13 protein-coding genes, 2 tRNA genes and 3 pseudogenes are annotated in these 19,220 nt (G+C 47.0%); 2 read left to right on the forward strand and 16 right to left on the reverse strand.

The features are described from left to right. Positions 1-75: 75 nt before the first annotated feature. The 15 genes and pseudogenes from nlpI to rlmE form a co-directional block, all read right to left on the reverse strand. On the reverse strand, positions 76-1,011 hold the full coding sequence (nlpI, locus tag TZ48_RS21950) for a lipoprotein NlpI (protein WP_112480743.1): 936 nt from the start codon (positions 1,009-1,011) through the stop codon (positions 76-78). A gap of 173 nt (positions 1,012-1,184) precedes the next feature. Further along, positions 1,185-3,316, reverse strand: a pseudogene (pnp, locus tag TZ48_RS21955) (polyribonucleotide nucleotidyltransferase). 336 nt (positions 3,317-3,652) lie between these two features. Continuing rightward, positions 3,653-3,922 (reverse strand): 30S ribosomal protein S15, encoded by a 270-nt coding sequence (gene rpsO, locus TZ48_RS21960; RefSeq protein WP_005380094.1) that lies wholly within the window; start codon positions 3,920-3,922, stop codon positions 3,653-3,655. Positions 3,923-4,040: 118 nt separating this feature from the next. After that, positions 4,041-4,993, reverse strand: a pseudogene (gene truB / locus TZ48_RS21965) (tRNA pseudouridine(55) synthase TruB). Next, on the reverse strand, positions 4,993-5,409 hold the full coding sequence (rbfA, locus tag TZ48_RS21970; RefSeq protein ID WP_006072035.1) for a 30S ribosome-binding factor RbfA: 417 nt from the start codon (positions 5,407-5,409) through the stop codon (positions 4,993-4,995). The pseudogene truB and the gene rbfA overlap by 1 nt, the downstream one beginning before the upstream one ends. Before the next feature lie 106 nt (positions 5,410-5,515). Further along, a pseudogene (gene infB, locus TZ48_RS21975) lies at positions 5,516-8,216 on the reverse strand (translation initiation factor IF-2). Positions 8,217-8,238: 22 nt separating this feature from the next. Next, the gene (nusA, locus tag TZ48_RS21980; RefSeq protein ID WP_042496580.1) at positions 8,239-9,726 is read right to left on the reverse strand and encodes a transcription termination factor NusA; all 1,488 of its coding nucleotides are present in this window, start codon (positions 9,724-9,726) and stop codon (positions 8,239-8,241) included. Between the two features lie 33 nt (positions 9,727-9,759). Beyond that, the gene (gene rimP, locus TZ48_RS21985; protein ID WP_042496578.1) at positions 9,760-10,215 is read right to left on the reverse strand and encodes a ribosome maturation factor RimP; all 456 of its coding nucleotides are present in this window, start codon (positions 10,213-10,215) and stop codon (positions 9,760-9,762) included. Between the two features lie 236 nt (positions 10,216-10,451). Next, positions 10,452-10,528 (reverse strand) — tRNA-Met (locus tag TZ48_RS21990). 55 nt (positions 10,529-10,583) lie between these two features. Next, positions 10,584-10,667: transfer RNA gene (locus tag TZ48_RS21995), tRNA-Leu, on the reverse strand. Positions 10,668-10,701: 34 nt separating this feature from the next. Beyond that, the gene (gene secG, locus TZ48_RS22000; protein WP_042496574.1) at positions 10,702-11,037 is read right to left on the reverse strand and encodes a preprotein translocase subunit SecG; all 336 of its coding nucleotides are present in this window, start codon (positions 11,035-11,037) and stop codon (positions 10,702-10,704) included. A gap of 281 nt (positions 11,038-11,318) precedes the next feature. Continuing rightward, a complete protein-coding gene (glmM, locus tag TZ48_RS22005) occupies positions 11,319-12,656 on the reverse strand; it encodes a phosphoglucosamine mutase (RefSeq protein WP_112480745.1) in 1,338 nt (445 codons plus the stop codon). Between the two features lie 19 nt (positions 12,657-12,675). Continuing rightward, on the reverse strand, positions 12,676-13,506 hold the full coding sequence (folP, locus tag TZ48_RS22010; RefSeq protein ID WP_112480747.1) for a dihydropteroate synthase: 831 nt from the start codon (positions 13,504-13,506) through the stop codon (positions 12,676-12,678). A gap of 55 nt (positions 13,507-13,561) precedes the next feature. Further along, positions 13,562-15,535 carry an ATP-dependent zinc metalloprotease FtsH gene (gene ftsH, locus TZ48_RS22015; protein WP_239671033.1) on the reverse strand — a complete coding sequence of 658 codons (1,974 nt, stop codon included), beginning with the start codon at positions 15,533-15,535 and terminating at the stop codon, positions 13,562-13,564. 106 nt (positions 15,536-15,641) lie between these two features. Next, the gene (gene rlmE / locus TZ48_RS22020; protein ID WP_042496566.1) at positions 15,642-16,271 is read right to left on the reverse strand and encodes a 23S rRNA (uridine(2552)-2'-O)-methyltransferase RlmE; all 630 of its coding nucleotides are present in this window, start codon (positions 16,269-16,271) and stop codon (positions 15,642-15,644) included. Positions 16,272-16,383: 112 nt separating this feature from the next. Between rlmE and yhbY the strand changes: the two genes are divergently transcribed. Continuing rightward, positions 16,384-16,680, forward strand: a complete 297-nt coding sequence (gene yhbY / locus TZ48_RS22025; RefSeq protein ID WP_042473875.1) for a ribosome assembly RNA-binding protein YhbY — start codon at positions 16,384-16,386, stop codon at positions 16,678-16,680. Positions 16,681-16,863: 183 nt separating this feature from the next. Here the strand turns inward: yhbY and greA are convergent, their stop codons facing one another. Then, positions 16,864-17,337, reverse strand: coding sequence for a transcription elongation factor GreA (greA, locus tag TZ48_RS22030; protein WP_042473574.1), 474 nt, complete (start codon positions 17,335-17,337; stop codon positions 16,864-16,866). A gap of 423 nt (positions 17,338-17,760) precedes the next feature. Between greA and dacB the strand changes: the two genes are divergently transcribed. Next, a complete protein-coding gene (gene dacB, locus TZ48_RS22035) occupies positions 17,761-19,200 on the forward strand; it encodes a serine-type D-Ala-D-Ala carboxypeptidase (RefSeq protein WP_112480750.1) in 1,440 nt (479 codons plus the stop codon). Positions 19,201-19,220: the final 20 nt, after the last annotated feature.

Below are 19,220 nucleotides of genomic sequence, written 5' to 3' on the forward strand. Positions count from 1 at the left end.
GGAGATAAACTGCAACGCATAAAAAAACACCAGCATATCGCTGGTGTTTTAATGTCTTAGATTTATTGAGAGAAACTAGGCGTCGCTTGGTTCTGCGCTCGATTGTTCTTCTTGTTGTTTCTTCGCTTCTTCTGCTTGCTGAGCTCGAACAATTTCAAAGATTTTGGTCAGCTCTAGGAATGCGTACTTATGCTCGGCGAAATCATACACATTTTGTGCGATAGCCAGCTTGTAGAGCGAAACTGCTGTTGGGTAGTCACCGTCGATTTGATGACGCTTAGCAAGGTAGAAGTACACCTCAGTCAGACGCTCTGCCAGCACATTGTTGTCTCGGCTGCTCGCTAGGATCGCTTGGAATGCTTGCTCCTCTGACACTTGGTCAAGCATCAAGGCAACCAAAATCCAGCCCCAGTCGTTATTACGAGCAAGGTACTGCTTGTTTAAAGTAATTGCCGCTTCCGATGGGCTCGCCTCGCGAGAAATGATGTAAAGCCACAGCGCTCGGTACGGATCCGATGGGTTCTCTTGGTAGTAGCGCGTCATTCCTTCAATTGCTAGAGGAATGCGGTCGCCGTAATACAGTGCGATCGAACGGTTACGAAGTGCGTAAGAGTTGGCTGGATCGAGCTCTAAGCTTGAATCAAACGCTTCATAGGCTGAGTCAAAATCACCGATCTGAGTGAAGTATTGACCAACTTGGTTGAATACCACAGGCTGAGCTGGGTTTAATTGCAGTGATTGGTTGAAATCAAGCTGCGCCAAATCGCGCATACCTAGGCTATTGAAATAAGAGCCACGCTCAAAGTGCATTTTAGCGCGCACATCGTTTTCGAGATCGCTGCGCTGAAGTAACTGAGTCAGCCTTGCAACCTGTACTTCATATTGAACATTGGCTTGCAAAGGCACTGCCATTGGTGGATTTAGCCACTGCTGATCTTGCGTTGATGAGTTGGATGCACAACCCGTCACGACGGCCACTAAACTCAATCCTAAGATTCGAAACCACTTCACTATATTCTTCTCCTTAATGCCTGCTATCGCTAAGCGTAACCGACGGCTTTTATTTAATTTTTTTGCCATGCTGCTTAATGGGTATAGCAGGTAATTTCCTTCGCGCACTAAAAAAGGGGCGATTGCCCCCTCTTTATAGCATGCTTTTAGACGCAATGGTCTAGAAATGCGAATTATTCTGCGTCAGGTGCCGCTTTTTCATTCGCAGCTTCAGCTGGCTGTTCTACCGCTTCTTTCATGCTCAGACGTACACGGCCTTGGCGGTCGATTTCAAGTACTTTAACTTGAACCTCTTGGCCTTCTTTCAGGTAGTCAGTCACTTTCTCAACACGCTCTTGAGCGATTTGAGAGATGTGTACTAGACCATCTTTACCTGGAAGAACCGTGACGAATGCACCGAAGTCAGCTAGACGAGCAACTTTACCCGTGTAGATCTTACCCACTTCAACTTCTGCAGTGATAGCTTCGATACGAGCAATCGCATCTTTCGCTTGGTCACCGTCAGTCGCCGCGATCTTGATAGTACCGTCGTCTTCGATCTCGATAGTCGTACCAGTCTCTTCAGTTAGCTGACGGATAACCGCGCCACCTTTACCGATAACGTCTTTGATCTTGTCTGCACTGATCTTCATTGTGTGGATACGCGGAGCAACTCAGAGATCTCTTCACGAGCACCAGAGATCGCTTCATCCATGACAGAAAGGATGTGCTTACGTGCACCTTGCGCTTGGTTAAGAGCAATTTGCATGATCTCTTTAGTGATACCTTCGATCTTGATGTCCATTTGAAGTGCAGTGATACCAGTGTTAGTACCTGCTACTTTAAAGTCCATGTCACCTAGGTGGTCTTCGTCACCAAGGATGTCAGAAAGAACAACGAAGTCGTCGCCTTCTTTAACAAGACCCATTGCGATACCCGCAACAGAAGACTTGATTGGTACACCAGCATCCATAAGTGCTAGAGACGTACCACATACAGAAGCCATTGAAGATGAACCGTTAGATTCAGTGATTTCCGATACAACACGCACTGTGTATGGGAATTCTTCAACAGAAGGCATTACTGCTGCGATACCGCGCTTAGCCAGTTTACCGTGACCGATTTCACGACGCTTAGGAGAACCTACAAAACCCGTTTCGCCAACACAGTATGGAGGGAAGTTGTAGTGTAGTAGGAAGTGATCTTTACGCTCACCAGTTAGCTCATCAATGATTTGAGCATCACGCTGCGTACCAAGCGTCGCAGTTACTAGCGCCTGAGTCTCACCACGAGTGAACAGTGAAGAACCGTGAGTACGTGGAAGAACGCCAGTGCGTACATCCAGTGCACGAACCATGTCTTTTTCACGACCATCGATACGTGGGTTACCCGCGATGATGCTACGACGTACAACTGTCTTCTCTAGATCGTGGAAGATAGTGTGGATTTCTTTCGTGTTCGCTTCTGGATCTTCAGCAAGAAGAACATCGTTCACTTCTGCTGCAATCGCGTGAATGCGATCGTAACGAGCCATCTTTTCAGTGATTTGGTACGCTTCAACTAGCTTAGCTTCAGCTAGCTCTGCGATACGCTCGTTAAGAGCCGTGTTCTCTTCTGGAGCAACCCAATCCCAAGCAGGAGTAGCAACTTCAGCTGCAAACTCGTTGATTGCAGTGATGACAGTTTGCTGTTGGTCGTGACCGAACACAACTGCAGATAGCATTTCTTCTTCAGTTAGGTTATCAGCTTCTGATTCAACCATTAGTACTGCAGATTCAGTACCCGCAACAACAAGATCAAGCTTAGATGTTTCTAGCTCAGTGTTGCTTGGGTTAAGAACAAGCTGACCGTCGATGTGACCAACGCGTGCTGCACCGATAGGACCGTTGAACGGGATACCAGAGATAGCAAGTGCTGCAGACGTACCAATCATTGTTGGAATGTCTGGCTGTACATTCGGGTTAACAGAAACAACCGTTGCGATAACCTGAACTTCGTTTTTGAATGCGTCTGGGAATAGTGGACGAATTGGACGGTCGATTAGACGTGCAGTCAGTGTTTCGCCTTCAGAAGGACGACCTTCACGCTTGAAGAAACCACCTGGGATTTTACCTGCCGCGTAAGTGCGCTCTTGGTAGTTTACTGTTAGTGGGAAGAAGTCTTGACCTTCTACCGCTTCTTTTTTACCAACAACAGAAACGAATACTGCTGTATCGTCCATTGTTACCATTACAGCTGCAGTAGCTTGACGTGCGATAACGCCTGTTTCTAGCGTCACAGTGTGGTTGCCGTATTGGAACGACTTAACAACTGGTTTTTCGAACATTGTATTTCCTTTTTTCTGGAGCGAGTCCAGATCATTTGATTGTGCGCTCAATGCATTACAAATCGCGACTAGTTCAAACAAACTTATCTCTAAGCAGCGAGTTCTATGCCGCTAAAAGCGAGCAAATGTGCTTGGAATAGTCGCGACCCTGCGGTCGACAAAATGGACTGTAATGTACTGAGCAGATTGTGGCTAAACGGAGTTGCTTTAAACAACTCTGTTTAGACGGGACGTAGTATAAACTACTTAGTGGAAGTTTTGCCATTAACTAAAGAATTTAGCTAACAAAAAAGGGGCATATAGCCCCTTTTAACAAACTTTCTATGCAGACGCTGATTAGCGACGTAGGCCTAGACGTTTGATTAGGTCTTGGTAGCGAGCTAGGTTTTTACCTTTTAGGTAATCTAGAAGCTTACGACGACGAGAAACCATACGTAGAAGACCACGACGGCTGTGGTGATCGCCTTTGTGTGCTTTGAAGTGACCTTGTAGGTGGTTGATAGAAGCTGTAAGTAGAGCTACTTGAACTTCTGGTGAACCAGTGTCGCCTTCGCCTTGTGCGTATTCTGCAACGATTGCTGCTTTAGTTTCTGCATTCAGAGACATAATTCTCTCCTAATAAGAGTAAGTTTAAAAGTTGTAGCAGCCAATCTCTGATTCAGCCGCTACGCGAAGCGCGAATTATAGGGAATAATTCTAGCTAGAGCAAGGAGTATTCGTCGCTCTATTGAGCACTTTCTTCCTCACGGAAAACAACGAGTCGCTTAGGCGCCAGCTTACCATCGTCATTCATAGCACCAACGCCAATAAACAAACGCTCTTCACCCATGGTCATGCGTACTGGCGCATCGACTGGCAAGCCTGAAACCTGCACAGGCTGACCATGCTGAAGCAAGTCACCCAGCTCAGGTGATACATTCACTTCTTGAAGATCTTGTACTGCACTGTCCATTGGCATCAGCAGTGGGTCAAGCAACTCACGCGGCTGACGCTCTTCGCGCTTTGCCTGCTCAAATAGCTCGTTAAGCTGCTCAAGAGTCACCATGTTCTCATAAGGTACTTAGCAACCGCCGTACGACGTAGCATAGTCACGTGAGCACCACAGCCTAGCATTTCACCGAGATCATCAACGATAGTTCGGATGTACGTGCCCTTCGAGCAGTGTACTTCCATCTCCACTTCATCACCTTCAAAGCGGTGTAGGACGATTTCATACACAGTGATCTTACGTGCTTCACGCGGCACTTCGATACCTTGGCGAGCGTACTCATAAAGTGGCTTACCTTGATACTTCAGTGCTGAGAACATTGACGGCACTTGATCTGACTCACCACGGAACTTGTCGATGCACTCGTCAAGAAACTCTGGAGTTACGTTGATATCACGAGTTTCAACCACTTCGCCATCAGAGTCAGAGGTATTGGTGCGCTCACCAAGTTTTGCGATCACGCGGTAGCGCTTGTCTGAATCTAATAGGAATTGCGAGAACTTAGTGGCTTCGCCCAAGCAGATTGGCAGCATGCCCGTTGCTAGCGGGTCAAGAGCACCCGTGTGGCCGGCTTTCTCAGCGAAGTAGATACGCTTTACTTTTTGCAGCGCGTCATTCGATGAGATACCGGTAGGTTTATCTAGAAGGATAACGCCGTTGACTGGACGTCCCTTGCGACGTCTAGCCATTACTGCTCTTCTCCCTCAGCGCCGTTTTCTTCGCTGCGACCAGCTTCATCTTGCTTGCGCTTGTCTTCGTTCACCACTTCGCTCACTAGATTAGACATACGCATACCTTCAACAAGCGTGTTGTCGTAGTGGAAACGTACTTCTGGTGTTAGGCGTAGGCGAATGCGTTTACCTAGCATCATACGAATGTGCGCTTCATGTTCACGAAGTGCTGCTAAGCTCGATTCTGGAGTCTGCTCACCCACACATAGGAAAGTCACGAATACTTTCGCGTATGCGAGGTCACGAGACACTTCTACGTCTGAAATCGTCACCATACCTAGGCGAGAATCACGAACTTCGCGTTGAAGGATAAGAGCAAGCTCTTTTTGTAGTTGCTGCGCAACACGTTGTGTGCGGCTAAATTCTTTTGACATTTCTTTTCTCACTATAGAAAGAATGGGGGATGGTATCAACCAGCCCCCATGGCGTATTCAACAACCATCAATACTCAATTTAGAAACTGAGTAGCGATTTTGTCAATTAGTCTAGAGTACGTTTGATTTCAACGATTTCGAATACTTCGATTTGGTCGCCAACGCGAACATCGTTGTAGTTCTTAACGCCGATACCACACTCGTAACCGTTCTTAACTTCTTGAACGTCATCTTTGAAGCGGCGTAGAGATTCTAGCTCACCTTCGTAGATTACAACGTTATCACGCAGTACGCGGATAGGGTTGTTACGCTTGATAGTACCTTCTGTCACCATACAACCCGCGATTGCGCCAAGTTTTGGAGACTTAAATACGTCACGTACTTCTGCAAGGCCGATGATTTCTTGCTTGAACTCAGGAGCAAGCATACCGCCCATTGCTTGTTTCACTTCGTCAATCAACTGGTAGATGATCGAGTAGTAGCGTAGGTCTAGGTTTTCAGTTTCAACAGCACGGCGAGCAGATGCATCAGCACGTACGTTAAAGCCTAGGATGATAGCGTTAGACGCAGCTGCAAGTACTGCATCAGTTTCTGTAATACCACCAACACCAGAACCAACAATGTTCACTTTAACTTCATCAGTAGACAGTTTCAGTAGAGAGTCAGAGATTGCTTCTACAGAACCCTGTACGTCCGCTTTTAGTACTACGTTTAGTTCAGCAACATCACCAGCAGCCATGTTAGAGAACATGTTCTCTAGTTTCGCTTTTTGCTGACGTGCTAGCTTAACTTCACGGAATTTACCTTGACGGTAGTTCGCTACTTCACGTGCTTTACGCTCATCACGTACAACGGTTGCTTCGTCACCTGATGATGGAACACCAGATAGACCTAGGATCTCAACTGGGATAGATGGGCCAGCTTCAGTCACTTCTTTACCTAGTTCGTCACGCATCGCACGTACACGGCCGTATTCTTGACCACAAAGTACGATGTCGCCTTTACGTAGCGTACCAGATTGAACTAGAACTGTTGCCACTGGACCACGGCCTTTATCTAGGAATGATTCAACAACCACACCAGATGCCATGCCGTCAGCAACCGCTGTTAGCTCAAGTACTTCTGATTGAAGTAGGATAGCTTCTAGAAGACCATCGATGTTAGTACCTTGTTTCGCAGAGATGTGAACGAACATGTTCTCACCGCCCCACTCTTCAGGGATAACATCGTACTGCGCCAGCTCGTTCTTAACGTTGTCTGGGTTCGCGTCTTCTTTATCGATCTTGTTCACGGCAACAATCAGAGGTACGCCAGCCGCTTTCGCGTGTTGGATCGCTTCGATTGTTTGTGGCATTACACCATCGTCTGCAGCTACAACTAGAACAACGATATCTGTCGCTTGAGCACCACGAGCACGCATTGCGGTAAACGCCGCGTGTCCAGGAGTATCAAGGAAAGTGATCATGCCGTTGTCAGTTTCTACGTGGTATGCACCAATGTGCTGGGTAATACCACCCGCTTCGCCTGAAGCAACGTGAGTGCGACGGATGTAGTCAAGTGTCGATGTCTTACCGTGGTCAACGTGACCCATGATAGTTACAACAGGAGCACGAGAAACTGCTTCTGATGTTTCATCACGGTCAGACAGTACTGCTTCTTCCAGTTCGTTCTCTTTACGTAGAACAACTTTGTGGCCCATTTCTTCAGCAACAAGCTGTGCAGTTTCTTGGTCGATAACTTGGTTGATAGTCGCCATTGCGCCCATCTTCATCATCACCTTGATAACTTCTGTTGCTTTAACAGACATTTTGCTCGCTAGCTCAGAAACAACGATAGTTTCGCCGATCACAACGTCTTGCTTAGCAACTTGAGCGGTCTTATCGAAGCCGTGCTGCATAGACGTAGGCTTAGCTAGTTTGCCTTTCTTACCACGTTGGTTACGACCGCCACGACCGCCGCGGTTGTCTTCTTGTGGGCTCGCCTTCTTCTTACGACGGCGAGGTGCTTTTTTCTTCTTTACGGTCTTGAGCATCTTCTGCTTCACGAGCGTATTTAGAAGTGGTGGTGTGGTAGTCACCCTCTTCTTTTGGTTTCTTCTCTTCAGCAGTCCAACGAGCTTCGTTTTCTTCCGCTAGTTTGCGAGCTTCTTCAGCTAGACGAGCCGCTTCAGCTTCCGCCTTACGTTGCGCCTCTTCTTCTTGACGACGTTTTAGCTCGTCCGCTTCTTTCTTCGCTTCAGCATTCTTTGCGTTCATTTCTTTCTTAGCCTTTTCCGCTTCTGCGCGCTTAGCAGTGTTTGCTTCAGATTGCTCCGCCTCACGTTTAGCTTTTTCCTCTGCTAGACGTTTTTCTTCGGCTTCGCGCTGAGCTTTTTCTTCTGCTTCACGCTGTGCTTTCTCTGCAGCTTCACGTTTGGCTAGCTCTTCGGCTTCACGTTGGGCACGCTCTTCCGCCTCACGATTTGCTGCTTCCTCAGCTTCACGTTTTGCTTGCTCGTCGATCGCACTGCGTTTTACATAAGTGCGCTTCTTGCGCACTTCTACTTGTACATCTTTGCTCTTACCGCCACCGGCAGAAACAGACAGAGTGCTACGAGTTTTACGCTGCAGCGTAAGACGAGTAGGCTCTGACTCACCAGATGTATCACCATGTTCTTTCTTAAGGTGAGTAAGAAGCGTTTGCTTCTCTTCGTCATTCACCTGATCGCTTTCTGATTTTTTCAGACCAGCATCAGCAAGTTGTTCAATTAGGCGTTCAACTGGCGTACCAATCTCTTCGCTAAGTGCTTTAACCGTAAGTTTTGTCATGCAACTACCTCCTTGCTGATTATTATTCTTCGTCGCCGAACCAACAGATGTTACGTGCAGCCATGATTAGCTCACCTGCGCGCTCTTCTGTTAGCCCTTCAATGCCCTCTAGCTCATCGACACCTTGGTCTGCAAGGTCTTCAAGAGTAGCTACACCTTTTGCAGCCAGTTTAAATGCCATCTCACGCTCTAGACCTTCTAGTGCTAGTAGGTCTTCAGCTGGCTCAACACCTTCGAATGACTCTTCCTGAGCAAGAGCAAGTGTCGTTAGGGCATCTTTTGCACGGCTACGAAGCTCTTCTACAAGCTCTTCGTTTAGGCCGTCGATTTCTAGAAGCTCGTTAACTGGCACATATGCCACTTCTTCTAGAGTTGAGAAGCCTTCCTCAACAAGCATTTCCGCGAAGTCTTGCTCGATGTCTAGGTGCTTCATAAAGTTTTCGATAGAAGCCGATGCTTCTTCTTGGTGTTTCTTCTGAAGGTCTGCAACCGTCATAACGTTCAGTTCCCAACCCGTTAGTTGAGAAGCTAGACGTACGTTTTGACCGCTACGACCGATAGCTTGCGCTAGGTTGTCAGCTTCAACTGCGATGTCCATAGAATGTGCATCTTCATCAACGATGATAGAAGCCACGTCTGCTGGCGCCATTGCGTTGATAACGAACTGAGCTGGGTTATCGTCCCAAAGAACGATATCGATACGCTCGCCGCCAAGCTCACCAGAAACCGCTTGTACACGTGCACCACGCATACCCACACACGCACCAACAGGGTCGATACGCTTGTCGTTTGTTTTCACTGCGATCTTCGCGCGAGAACCTGGATCACGTGCTGCGCCTTTCAGCTCGATAAGCTCTTCAGCAATCTCTGGCACTTCCACACGGAATAGCTCAGCTAGCATTTCTGGCTTAGAACGAGTAATGAATAGCTGGAAGCCGCGAGCTTCTGGAGCCACTTTGTATAGAAGACCACGTACACGGTCACCTGGACGGAAGTTTTCACGAGGAAGCTGGTCATCGCGTAGGATAACGGCTTCAGCGTTGTTACCAAGGTCTAGGATGATGGTGTCACGGTTAACTTTCTTAACCACACCTGTCACTAGGTCGCCTTCGTTGTCGATGAACTGCTCAACGATTTGCGCGCGCTCAGCTTCACGTACTTTCTGTACGATAACTTGCTTAGCTGTTTGCGTGGTGATGCGGTCAAACGTTACTGACTCGATCTGCTCTTCAACAAAGTCACCCAATTGGATAGACTCGTCGTCGTATTGTGCCGCTTCGATAGAAATTTCTTTCGTTGGGAATTCAACTTCTTCTACTGCCATCCAGCGGCGGAAGGTTTCGAATTCACCTGTTTTGCGGTCAATGGCAACACGTACATCGATTTCGATTTCGTGTTTTTTCTTAGAAGAGGTTGCTAGTGCAATCTCTAGCGCTTCAAAAATACGCTCACGAGGAACAGCTTTCTCGTTAGAAACTGCTTCTACTACCGCTAAAATTTCTTTACTCATTTATCTAGCCTCTAAGCTTTTATTATTAGGGACCTAAAATTTAGGGATAAGGTTAGCTTTGGAAATGTTGCTTAGCGCCATTTCTTCTTCGTTACCATCGGCAAGGATGGTCACTGTCTCGCCATCAATAGATTGGATGACACCTTTCCACTTACGACGGTTGCCGACAGCCATTTTCAACACGATGCTGACCTCGTGACCAATAAACTGTTGGTAATGTGCTGCTTTGAAAAGTGGTCTTTCTAGGCCTGGTGAAGACACCTCTAGGTTATAAGCCACCGTAATTGGGTCTTCGACATCCATTACTGCACTTACCTGATGACTTACTTCTGCGCAAGCATCAACAGTAATACCATTTTCATGGTCGATATAGATTCGAAGGGTAGAATGCTCACCAGCACGGATGAACTCTAAACCAACAAGCTCGTAGCCAATTGCCTCTACAGGCGCTTCGAGCAATTCTGTAAGTTGTCTTTCTAAACCAGTCATTTAACCACTCCAGAAACAAAAAAAGGGCATATAGCCCAATTTAAATTCCAAGCACTTGTATTTGCTGCCTTTTAAAAAGCGCAAATAACAAAAAACCCCGAAAGTCGGGGTTTTTTGTTGCTGGACCCTGATCATCGAGAAAAAGTAACACCCTAAAAAGATAGTTGGTGTTCTCTCGATGTGCAGTGATTTTTTCACACTGCTAAACTTGCAATCCATCAACACTTAGAAAGTATTGGTTGCGGGGGCCGGATTTGAACCGACGACCTTCGGGTTATGAGCCCGACGAGCTACCAAGCTGCTCCACCCCGCGTCCGACGTGCTGAGCATTATACGCTCAACCACCTGTATTACAAGTTTATAAATAATGGTGCCGAGAGAGGGACTCGAACCCTCACACCAAAGGCACTAGCACCTCATGCTAGCGTGTCTACCAATTTCACCATCTCGGCATCTAAGCTTCTTAATTCGTTAGAATCAATCGACTTATTGAGGGATCTCGTCGCTGTTTTCAGCTGGGACATCACTCGCTGTATCAGCTGCTTGCTCAATCACTTGACCTTGAGTAGGGTCAACCCATTGAGACTCACCTTTGTGAGTGTACATGTTGCCAAGTACTAAGCTGATAACAAAAAATACGATTGCAAAAATTGCAGTCATTCGGGTTAGGAAGTTTCCTGAGCCACTAGCACCAAACACTGTGTTTGAAGCGCCAGCACCGAATGAGGCTCCCATATCTGCGCCTTTACCTTGTTGAATCAACACTAGGCCAATAACACCAAGCGCAGCCAACAGGTAAATCACAAGTAGAACTTGAATCATGTGTCCACCTATGTTCCTAATTGTTGAGCCAGCGCTGCTTTCCTTGCTGTACGCATTGAAAACCTGGCTATGGCCTCCTAAGTGAAGGCGGTGGCAATACTAGCGAATGCCGCACTGACTGACAAGAGAAAAATGACAAAAATCTTTCGCCGAGCAACTGAACGCTCAAAAAAAGGGCAAAAGAACAATTACCGATAAGAATAAGCGAGTAATCATATAAAAAATAAGCAAGAACCAAAAGAACATAAATTTGATTCTTGCTCATGCTAATGCGTCGAGACTTAGCAGTTTTCTTTTACGATATCAGCAATGTACTGCGCTGACTGATTGACTAGCGCGTCATCTTCGCCTTCAACCATAACACGCAGCAGTGGCTCAGTGCCCGATTTGCGAAGCAGTACACGACCTTTATCGCCAAGATCGGCTTCCGCTTTCGCAACCGCCTGCTTGACGGCTTCTGCTTCTAGCGGATTTGCATCGCCACTGAAGCGAACATTGATCAGCACTTGTGGATATAGCGTCATACCACTGGCTAGCTCATTGAGTGACATCTTCGCACCAACCACGGACGCAAGCACTTGCAGTGCAGCGACGATCGCATCACCTGTCGTTACTTTGTCGAGTAGAATAACGTGACCTGAGTTTTCAGCGCCAATACGCCAGTCACGCTCAAGTAACTGCTCCATTACGTAGCGGTCACCAACGGCGGCACGAACAAATGGAATACCGAGCTGTTTAAGGCCATTTTCCATACCAAGGTTGGTCATTAAGGTGCCAACAACACCACCTTTTAGCTCACCACGGCGAAGCGCATCACGTGCAATAATGTAAGCGATTTGGTCGCCATCCACTTTATTACCTAAGTGGTCAACCATGATGATGCGGTCGCCGTCGCCATCAAAAGCAAGACCAAGCGCGGCATTCTCTTCAACCACTTTTGCTTGTAGAGCACGCACATCTGTCGCACCCACTTCTGCGTTGATGTTAGTACCGTCAGGGTCAACACCCATTGCAACAACGTCTGCACCCAGCTCTTTAAATACCGAAGGCGCAATTTTGTAGGTTGCACCATGCGCACAGTCGATAACAATCTTTAGGCCTGCAAGGCTTAAATCATGCGGGAAAGTACTCTTACAAAACTCGATATAGCGACCAGCAGCATCGTTCAGACGGCTCGCTTTACCAAGCTCAGAAGACTCGACACACTCGATGTCTTTATCCAACTCTTCTTCAATAGCAAGCTCAATCGCGTCCGGCAGCTTTGTGCCCTCCGATGAGAAGAACTTAATGCCGTTGTCATAGTAAGGGTTATGCGATGCAGAAATCACGATACCTGCTTCCGCGCGGAACGTCTGGGTAAGGTATGCCACAGCCGGTGTTGGCAGCGGACCGGTAAAGATCGCTTTAAGACCCGCTGCAGAAAGACCTGCTTCAAGCGCCGATTCCAGCATGTAGCCAGAGATACGCGTATCTTTACCAATGATCACTTTCTTAGTGCCTTGCTTTGCAAGCACTCGACCCGCAGCCCAGCCTAGTTTAAGTACAAAATCTGGTGTGATTGGGTACTGACCCACTTTGCCTCGAACACCATCGGTACCAAAATAACGTCGTTGTGACATTTTATTTCCTTATTCGTTTTTATAAATTTGATTGCATCATTTGGACGATCTTCATCGCCTCGACTGTCTCAGCCGCATCATGAACACGGATGATTTGTGCCCCTTTCGCTGCAGCAAGGGTAGCGCAAGCCAAGCTCCCAGCGAGACAATCGGCAGGTGCTTTATCAAGTAATTTAAAAATCATTGACTTACGAGACATACCCGCAAGCACGGGTAGTCCAAATTGATGGAACTTATCCAAATGCGCCAGCAGATGATAATTGTGTTCCAGCGTTTTGCCAAATCCGAAGCCAGGATCGAGGATGAGTTTATCACGTGAAATACCGACCGCTTCACATGCTGCGATTCGTTCCTGTAGGAATTGTGCCACATCCTCTAAGAGATCTTCATAGGTTGGATTCATCTGCATGGTTCGAGGTTGCCCCTGCATATGCATCAAGCAAATGGGCACACCTGCCTCAGCAGCCACTTCCAAAGCACCGGGCTCCTGTAGTGCACGAACGTCATTGATAATATCAGCGCCTGCTTCTAAGGCTTGGCGCATGATTTCGGCTTTACTGGTGTCGATAGAAATCCACACATCATACTTATCTCGTATCGCTTTAATTACGGGAATGACGCGTGCTAGTTCTTCTTGGAGCTCAACATCAGGTGCTCCTGGGCGTGTTGACTCACCACCGATATCAACAATCGTCACACCCGCGGCAACCATCGCTTCAACCTGCTCAAGCGCAGCATCTACTGAATTGAATTTGCCACCATCAGAAAAAGAATCAGGGGTGACATTGACGATACCCATCACTTGTGGCGTATCGAGAGAGAGAGTTTTCTGGTTTGCTTGTAAAATCATAACTACTTTAAACGACAAAAGCCCCGAGCAAGGCTCGGGGCTTAATCAGAAGTGATTATTCTGAATCTTTCTTAGTTGGCTCAGAAGACACATTTTCAGCCTTGGTTTCCGAGTCAGCGGCTGGCGCTGCTGGCTCTTCTGCTTTCGGTTCTTCAGCTTTAGGCGCAGGCTTCGCCTCTGCCTTTTCTTGCTGAGCTGCAGCTTGGTCTGCCCAACCCGCTGGCTCACGAATATCCGTTTTACGCTCCATCAGGTCATCAATTTGACCTGCATCGATGGTCTCGTATTTCACAAGCGCATCTTTCATAGCGTGCATGATATCCATGTTCTCTTCTAGGATTTGCTTCGCACGGTCATAGTTGCGATCAATGATATGACGAACTTCTTCATCAATCAATTTCGCTGTTTCTCCAGACACGTGTTTAGTCTGAGTCACGCTACGACCTAGGAATACTTCACCTTCATCTTCTGCGTACAGTAGAGGACCCAGTTTTTCAGAGAAACCCCATTGCGTCACCATCTTACGAGCGATATCAGTCGCACGTTCGATATCGTTTGATGCACCCGTCGATACCTTGTCTTTGCCGTAGATAAGTTCTTCGGCTAGACGACCGCCGTACAGACTTGAGATCATCGACTCAAGGTGCTGACGCGACATGCTCACACGGTCTTGCTCAGGTAGGTACATAGTCACACCCAGTGCACGACCACGTGGAATGATAGATACCTTGTACACAGGATCATGTTCAGGCACCAAGCGGCCAACAATGGCGTGACCCGCTTCGTGGTATGCCGTTGACTCTTTTGTCTCTTCAGAAAGCACCATTGAGCGGCGCTCTGCACCCATCATGATCTTGTCTTTCGCTAGTTCAAACTCAACCATAGACACGTTGCGCTTGTTACCACGAGCGGCAAATAGCGCTGCTTCGTTCACTAGGTTAGCAAGGTCTGCACCAGAGAAGCCTGGTGTACCACGTGCGATCAAAGATGGCTCAACATCAGATGCTAGAGGCACTTTACGCATATGTACTTTCAAGATTTGCTCACGGCCACGTACATCAGGTAGACCAACCACAACTTGACGGTCAAAACGACCAGGACGAAGTAGTGCAGGGTCAAGTACGTCAGGACGGTTAGTTGCTGCAATAACGATAATACCTTCGTTACCTTCAAAACCATCCATCTCTACGAGCATTTGGTTAAGGGTTTGCTCACGCTCATCGTGACCACCACCTACACCAGCGCCACGCTGACGACCTACCGCATCGATTTCATCGATGAAGATAATACAAGGTGCCGCTTTCTTCGCTTGTTCGAACATGTCGCGTACACGAGATGCACCAACACCCACGAACATTTCTACAAAGTCAGAACCTGAGATAGTAAAGAACGGTACTTTCGCTTCACCAGCAATGGCTTTAGCAAGTAACGTTTTACCTGTACCAGGAGGCCCCACCATGAGAACACCCGTTGGGATCTTACCGCCCAGTTTCTGGAATCGGCTTGGATCACGTAGGTAGTCTACGAGTTCTTTAACATCCTCTTTTGCCTCGTCACAACCTGCAACGTCAGCAAACGTGGTCTTAATCTGTTCTTCGCTCATCATGCGAGCTTTACTCTTACCAAACGACATGGCGCCTTTGCCACCGCCGCCCTGCATCTGGCGCATAAAGAAGATCCAGACACCGATAAGAAGAATCATTGGGAACCACGAGATGAAGATAGTGCCAAGCAGGCTCTGCTCTTCCGGTGGCGTACCCGAAACTTTCACGTTTTGGTTAATTAGGTCATCAAGAAGTTTTTGATCATAAACTGGCATGTAAGTCACAAAGCGACTGCCACCACCACGGCGAGTAAAGGTTATCTCGCTGTCTTTGAATTGAGCTTCCTGAATCTGGCCATTGCCAACTTCCTGTACGAACGTGGTGTAATCTACCGCTCGACCGTTACTTTCCCCCGGTCCGAAGCTTTGGAATACCGACATCAACACAACGGCGATGACTAACCACAAAATTAAATTCTTTGCCATGTCACTCAAGGTGTCAGCCTCTCGATAACTAATTGTAATTAAAGGTAGGGTACTACAGTTTTTAGGCTGTAGCTACATTGTTAATTTTGTCTTTGTAAACTAATGTTCAGCCTTTGAAGCCATTAGCTACAATAAACACCTCACGAGAGCGAGCTCTAGATGAGTCCGGCTTGCGAATCTTCACCACTTTGAAGGCTTCACGCACCTGTTTTACGTATTCGTCAAACCCTTCACCTTGGAACACTTTCACTACGAAACTGCCGCCAGGGGCTAAAGTTTGATGACACATATCTAATGCTAGTTCAACAAGATACATAGCTCTAGGTTGATCGACAGATAAGTTTCCTGCCATGTTAGGAGCCATATCTGACATTACTACGTCGACCATATCCGGTTGGATTCTTTCTAGTAGTGCATCAAGCACCGCTTCTTCACGAAAATCGCCCTGAAGGAAGCTTACACCAGAGATAGGATCCATCGGCAGCAAGTCACAAGCAATCACTTGTCCCTCGTCGCCAACGACTTTAGCAGCGTACTGAGACCACCCACCAGGAGCAGCACCAAGGTCAACCACAGTCATCCCAGGTTTCAGTAGCTTATCCTTGTTTTGAATCTCTTCAATCTTAAAGATAGCACGTGAACGATAGCCTTTTCTTCTGGCCTCATTGGCATATTTATCATCAAAATGCTCTTTTAGCCAACGACCCGAACTGGCCGAATGTTTTTGCTTACTCATTCAATTTCCAACTCAATAAGGGCATGCCCTTAGAATAAAGTATAGTCTTCGTCATTAGATGGCGTTAAAATACGACTTTTCAACCCTAATAGTAAATAAATTTGGCCGCGTTATGAACCTAAGCACCAAACAAAAACAGCACCTAAAAGGCCTAGCACACGCACTGAAACCCGTTGTGCTTATGGGCGCAAATGGACTAACAGAGGCTGTACTAGCGGAAATCGAAATCGCTCTTGACCACCACGAACTGATTAAAGTGAAAGTGGCGTCAGAAGACCGTGAAACTAAACTGCTGATTATCGACGCTATTGTGCGCGAAACAAAAGCAGAGAAAGTTCAGGTTATCGGTAAGACTCTTGTTCTTTACCGTCAGTCAGAGCAAAAGAAGATCGAACTGCCGCGCAAGTAATTTGCTCAGCTGTTGATTTTTATAGAAACAATTTGTTTCAAAGTGGGAAAGGTCGCTTAGGCGGCCTTTTCATTTTTCTGACAACAAGTATTCGCCAATTCCTTGTAATGACACCAACATGCAAATGTAAAAAAAGCCGCCAATTTGACGACTTTCTTTCAACTTTTCGGTCAACAACAGTGCTTAAACGTAAGCAACCTTGTCAATTTCGAAGTCTTTTTGACCGCCAGGGGTCACGATAGTCACTTCGTCACCTTCCATTTTACCGATAAGGCCACGAGCGATTGGTGAGCTTACTGAGATACGACCAGATTTAATATCCGCTTCGTCATCACCCACGATTTGGTAAGTCTGCTCAGCATCCGTATCGATATCAATCAGAGTTACCGTAGAGCCAAAGATGATCTTGCCCGTGTTATCTAGCTTAGTCACGTCAATCACTTGCGCGACAGATAGCTTGTACTCGATATCACGAATTTGCGCTTCACAGATGCCCTGCTCTTCACGAGCCGCGTGATATTCTGCGTTCTCTTTTAGGTCGCCAAGTTCACGCGCTTCTGCAATTGCTTCAGAAATCTGTGGACGAAGTTTAAGTAGACGATCTAGCTCTTCACGTAGCTGTTGTTCGCCACGTACAGTCATTGGAACCTTTTCCATTATAACAACCTCTTTTCCAAAGCATCCTTTGGACAATAAAATCCTACTCAAGCATGCCTGAGTACAATTTGAAAAATAAACTGGATTAAGCCTAGTGTAATCAATCCGTGGATACAAATCACCGTTATTCGGATTCTGAGGCAACAAGCGAGCACTTATTGCTGGCACTGGCTGTGGTGCTCTTTCTGATAACAATCAGAGTTGTTCTTTTTGAGCAACGCAACAATATAGCCTAGTTAGCTTTGATTTCGCAAGGTAAACAACATCGGTGATGGTATGAAAATGTGAGCAACCTTGTGTCATTATCTCTACAAAAAGCAGCGTCGATTTATTTCCACTTTTTTGCGAAAATTTAACGCTTTATCTCGACTTAATTGGTTGTTAGCCTACATTAAAAATTAAGCCCATCCTGATGAATTCGCTATGACAGCCAAACTATCACTCACCTGCCTACTTATTTTCTCCACTTCGACGTTTGCAGGTAGTGCCGATGCAACCAAACATCTCCCTTATGGAAGCCGTAGCGCGCAGCTCATTGCGCCACTGTCGGCTCCGCAACAGGCACTAGTTGAGTACAATACTGAGCAATTTTTTCCCCCAGCTAGCACACTAAAAGTTGTCACAGCCTTGGCAGCCAAACTGGCACTGCCTGATAGTTTTCGCTTTGAGACGACACTCTATACCTCGGGCAATGACCTCATTATCAAGTACTCAGGTGACCCTACATTCAGCCGAGCCTCTCTCACGACTATGCTAAAACAAGCCAAATCAGAGGTAGGAGCGCGATTTAACAATATTTGGTTGGATGACAGCGTTTTTACGGGTTATCAGCGCGGAGTCGGCTGGCCTTGGGATATTCTTGGGGTTTGCTATAGTGCACCGGCCTCTGCGATTACGCTTGATGGCAACTGTGTTCAAGGCGCGTTATACACCAATAAAAATGGTACGACGCGTATCAATGTGCCTTCACATCAACCTATCAGTGCGTCGACTTCAGCAAAGAGCGTCTCAAAGGACTACCAAGAGCAAAGCCATTGTGATCTGCAACTAGAAGTGAACCCTAACAATCAATACTCGCTAAGTGGCTGCGCGGTCGAGCGAAAGTCGCCAATACCGCTCAAGTTTGCCATTTCGTCGCCTGAGCAATTTACCGTCGATGTCATCAAATCAGAGCTTCAGCGTATCGGCGTGACTCTATCTGGTGACGTCAAAGTAGGAACCCCCAACATAAAAGGACAAAAGCCGCTATTTGTTCAGCGTTCTCGGCCGCTAAACGACCTGCTCGCAGTGATGCTGCAAGACTCTAATAACCTGTATGCTGATAACATCACCAAGACCCTTGGAGCCCACTATTTTAACGAATCTGGATCCTTTAATAATGGCACCGAAGCGATAAAAGCCATTGTTAAACAAAAGGCTGGTATTAACCTTGATCTGGCAGTACTGGAAGATGGCTCGGGGCTGTCGCGTAACAACCGTGTCACCGCCAGTCAAATGCGTGAAGTACTTAGCTACATCCACAACAACGACAGCACGCTCAAGCTTGCTCGGCTCATGCCAGTCTCTGGCAACAACGGCACATTAAAATATCGTTCAAGTATGCGAAAGGCACCGATTAAAGGCGCGCTAGTAGCAAAAAGTGGATCTCTGTTTGGCACCTATAACATGATGGGATTTGGTCTTGGTAGCAGAGGTGAGCGTGAAAGTTTGTTTATCCAATTTGTGACTGACTATCATCCAAAGAAAGCAACCACCAACAAACCTGTTGAGTCACCGTTAACACAGTTTGAAAAAGCCTACTATCGCCAAGTCGTCGATTACAGCTATTCATTGGAGCGCTCAAACAATAAAGCGCAGCCATAGCTGCGCTTTAACATCTGAAT

It is taken from the genome of Vibrio variabilis, assembly GCF_003263785.1.
GTDB lineage: Bacteria > Pseudomonadota > Gammaproteobacteria > Enterobacterales > Vibrionaceae > Vibrio > Vibrio variabilis.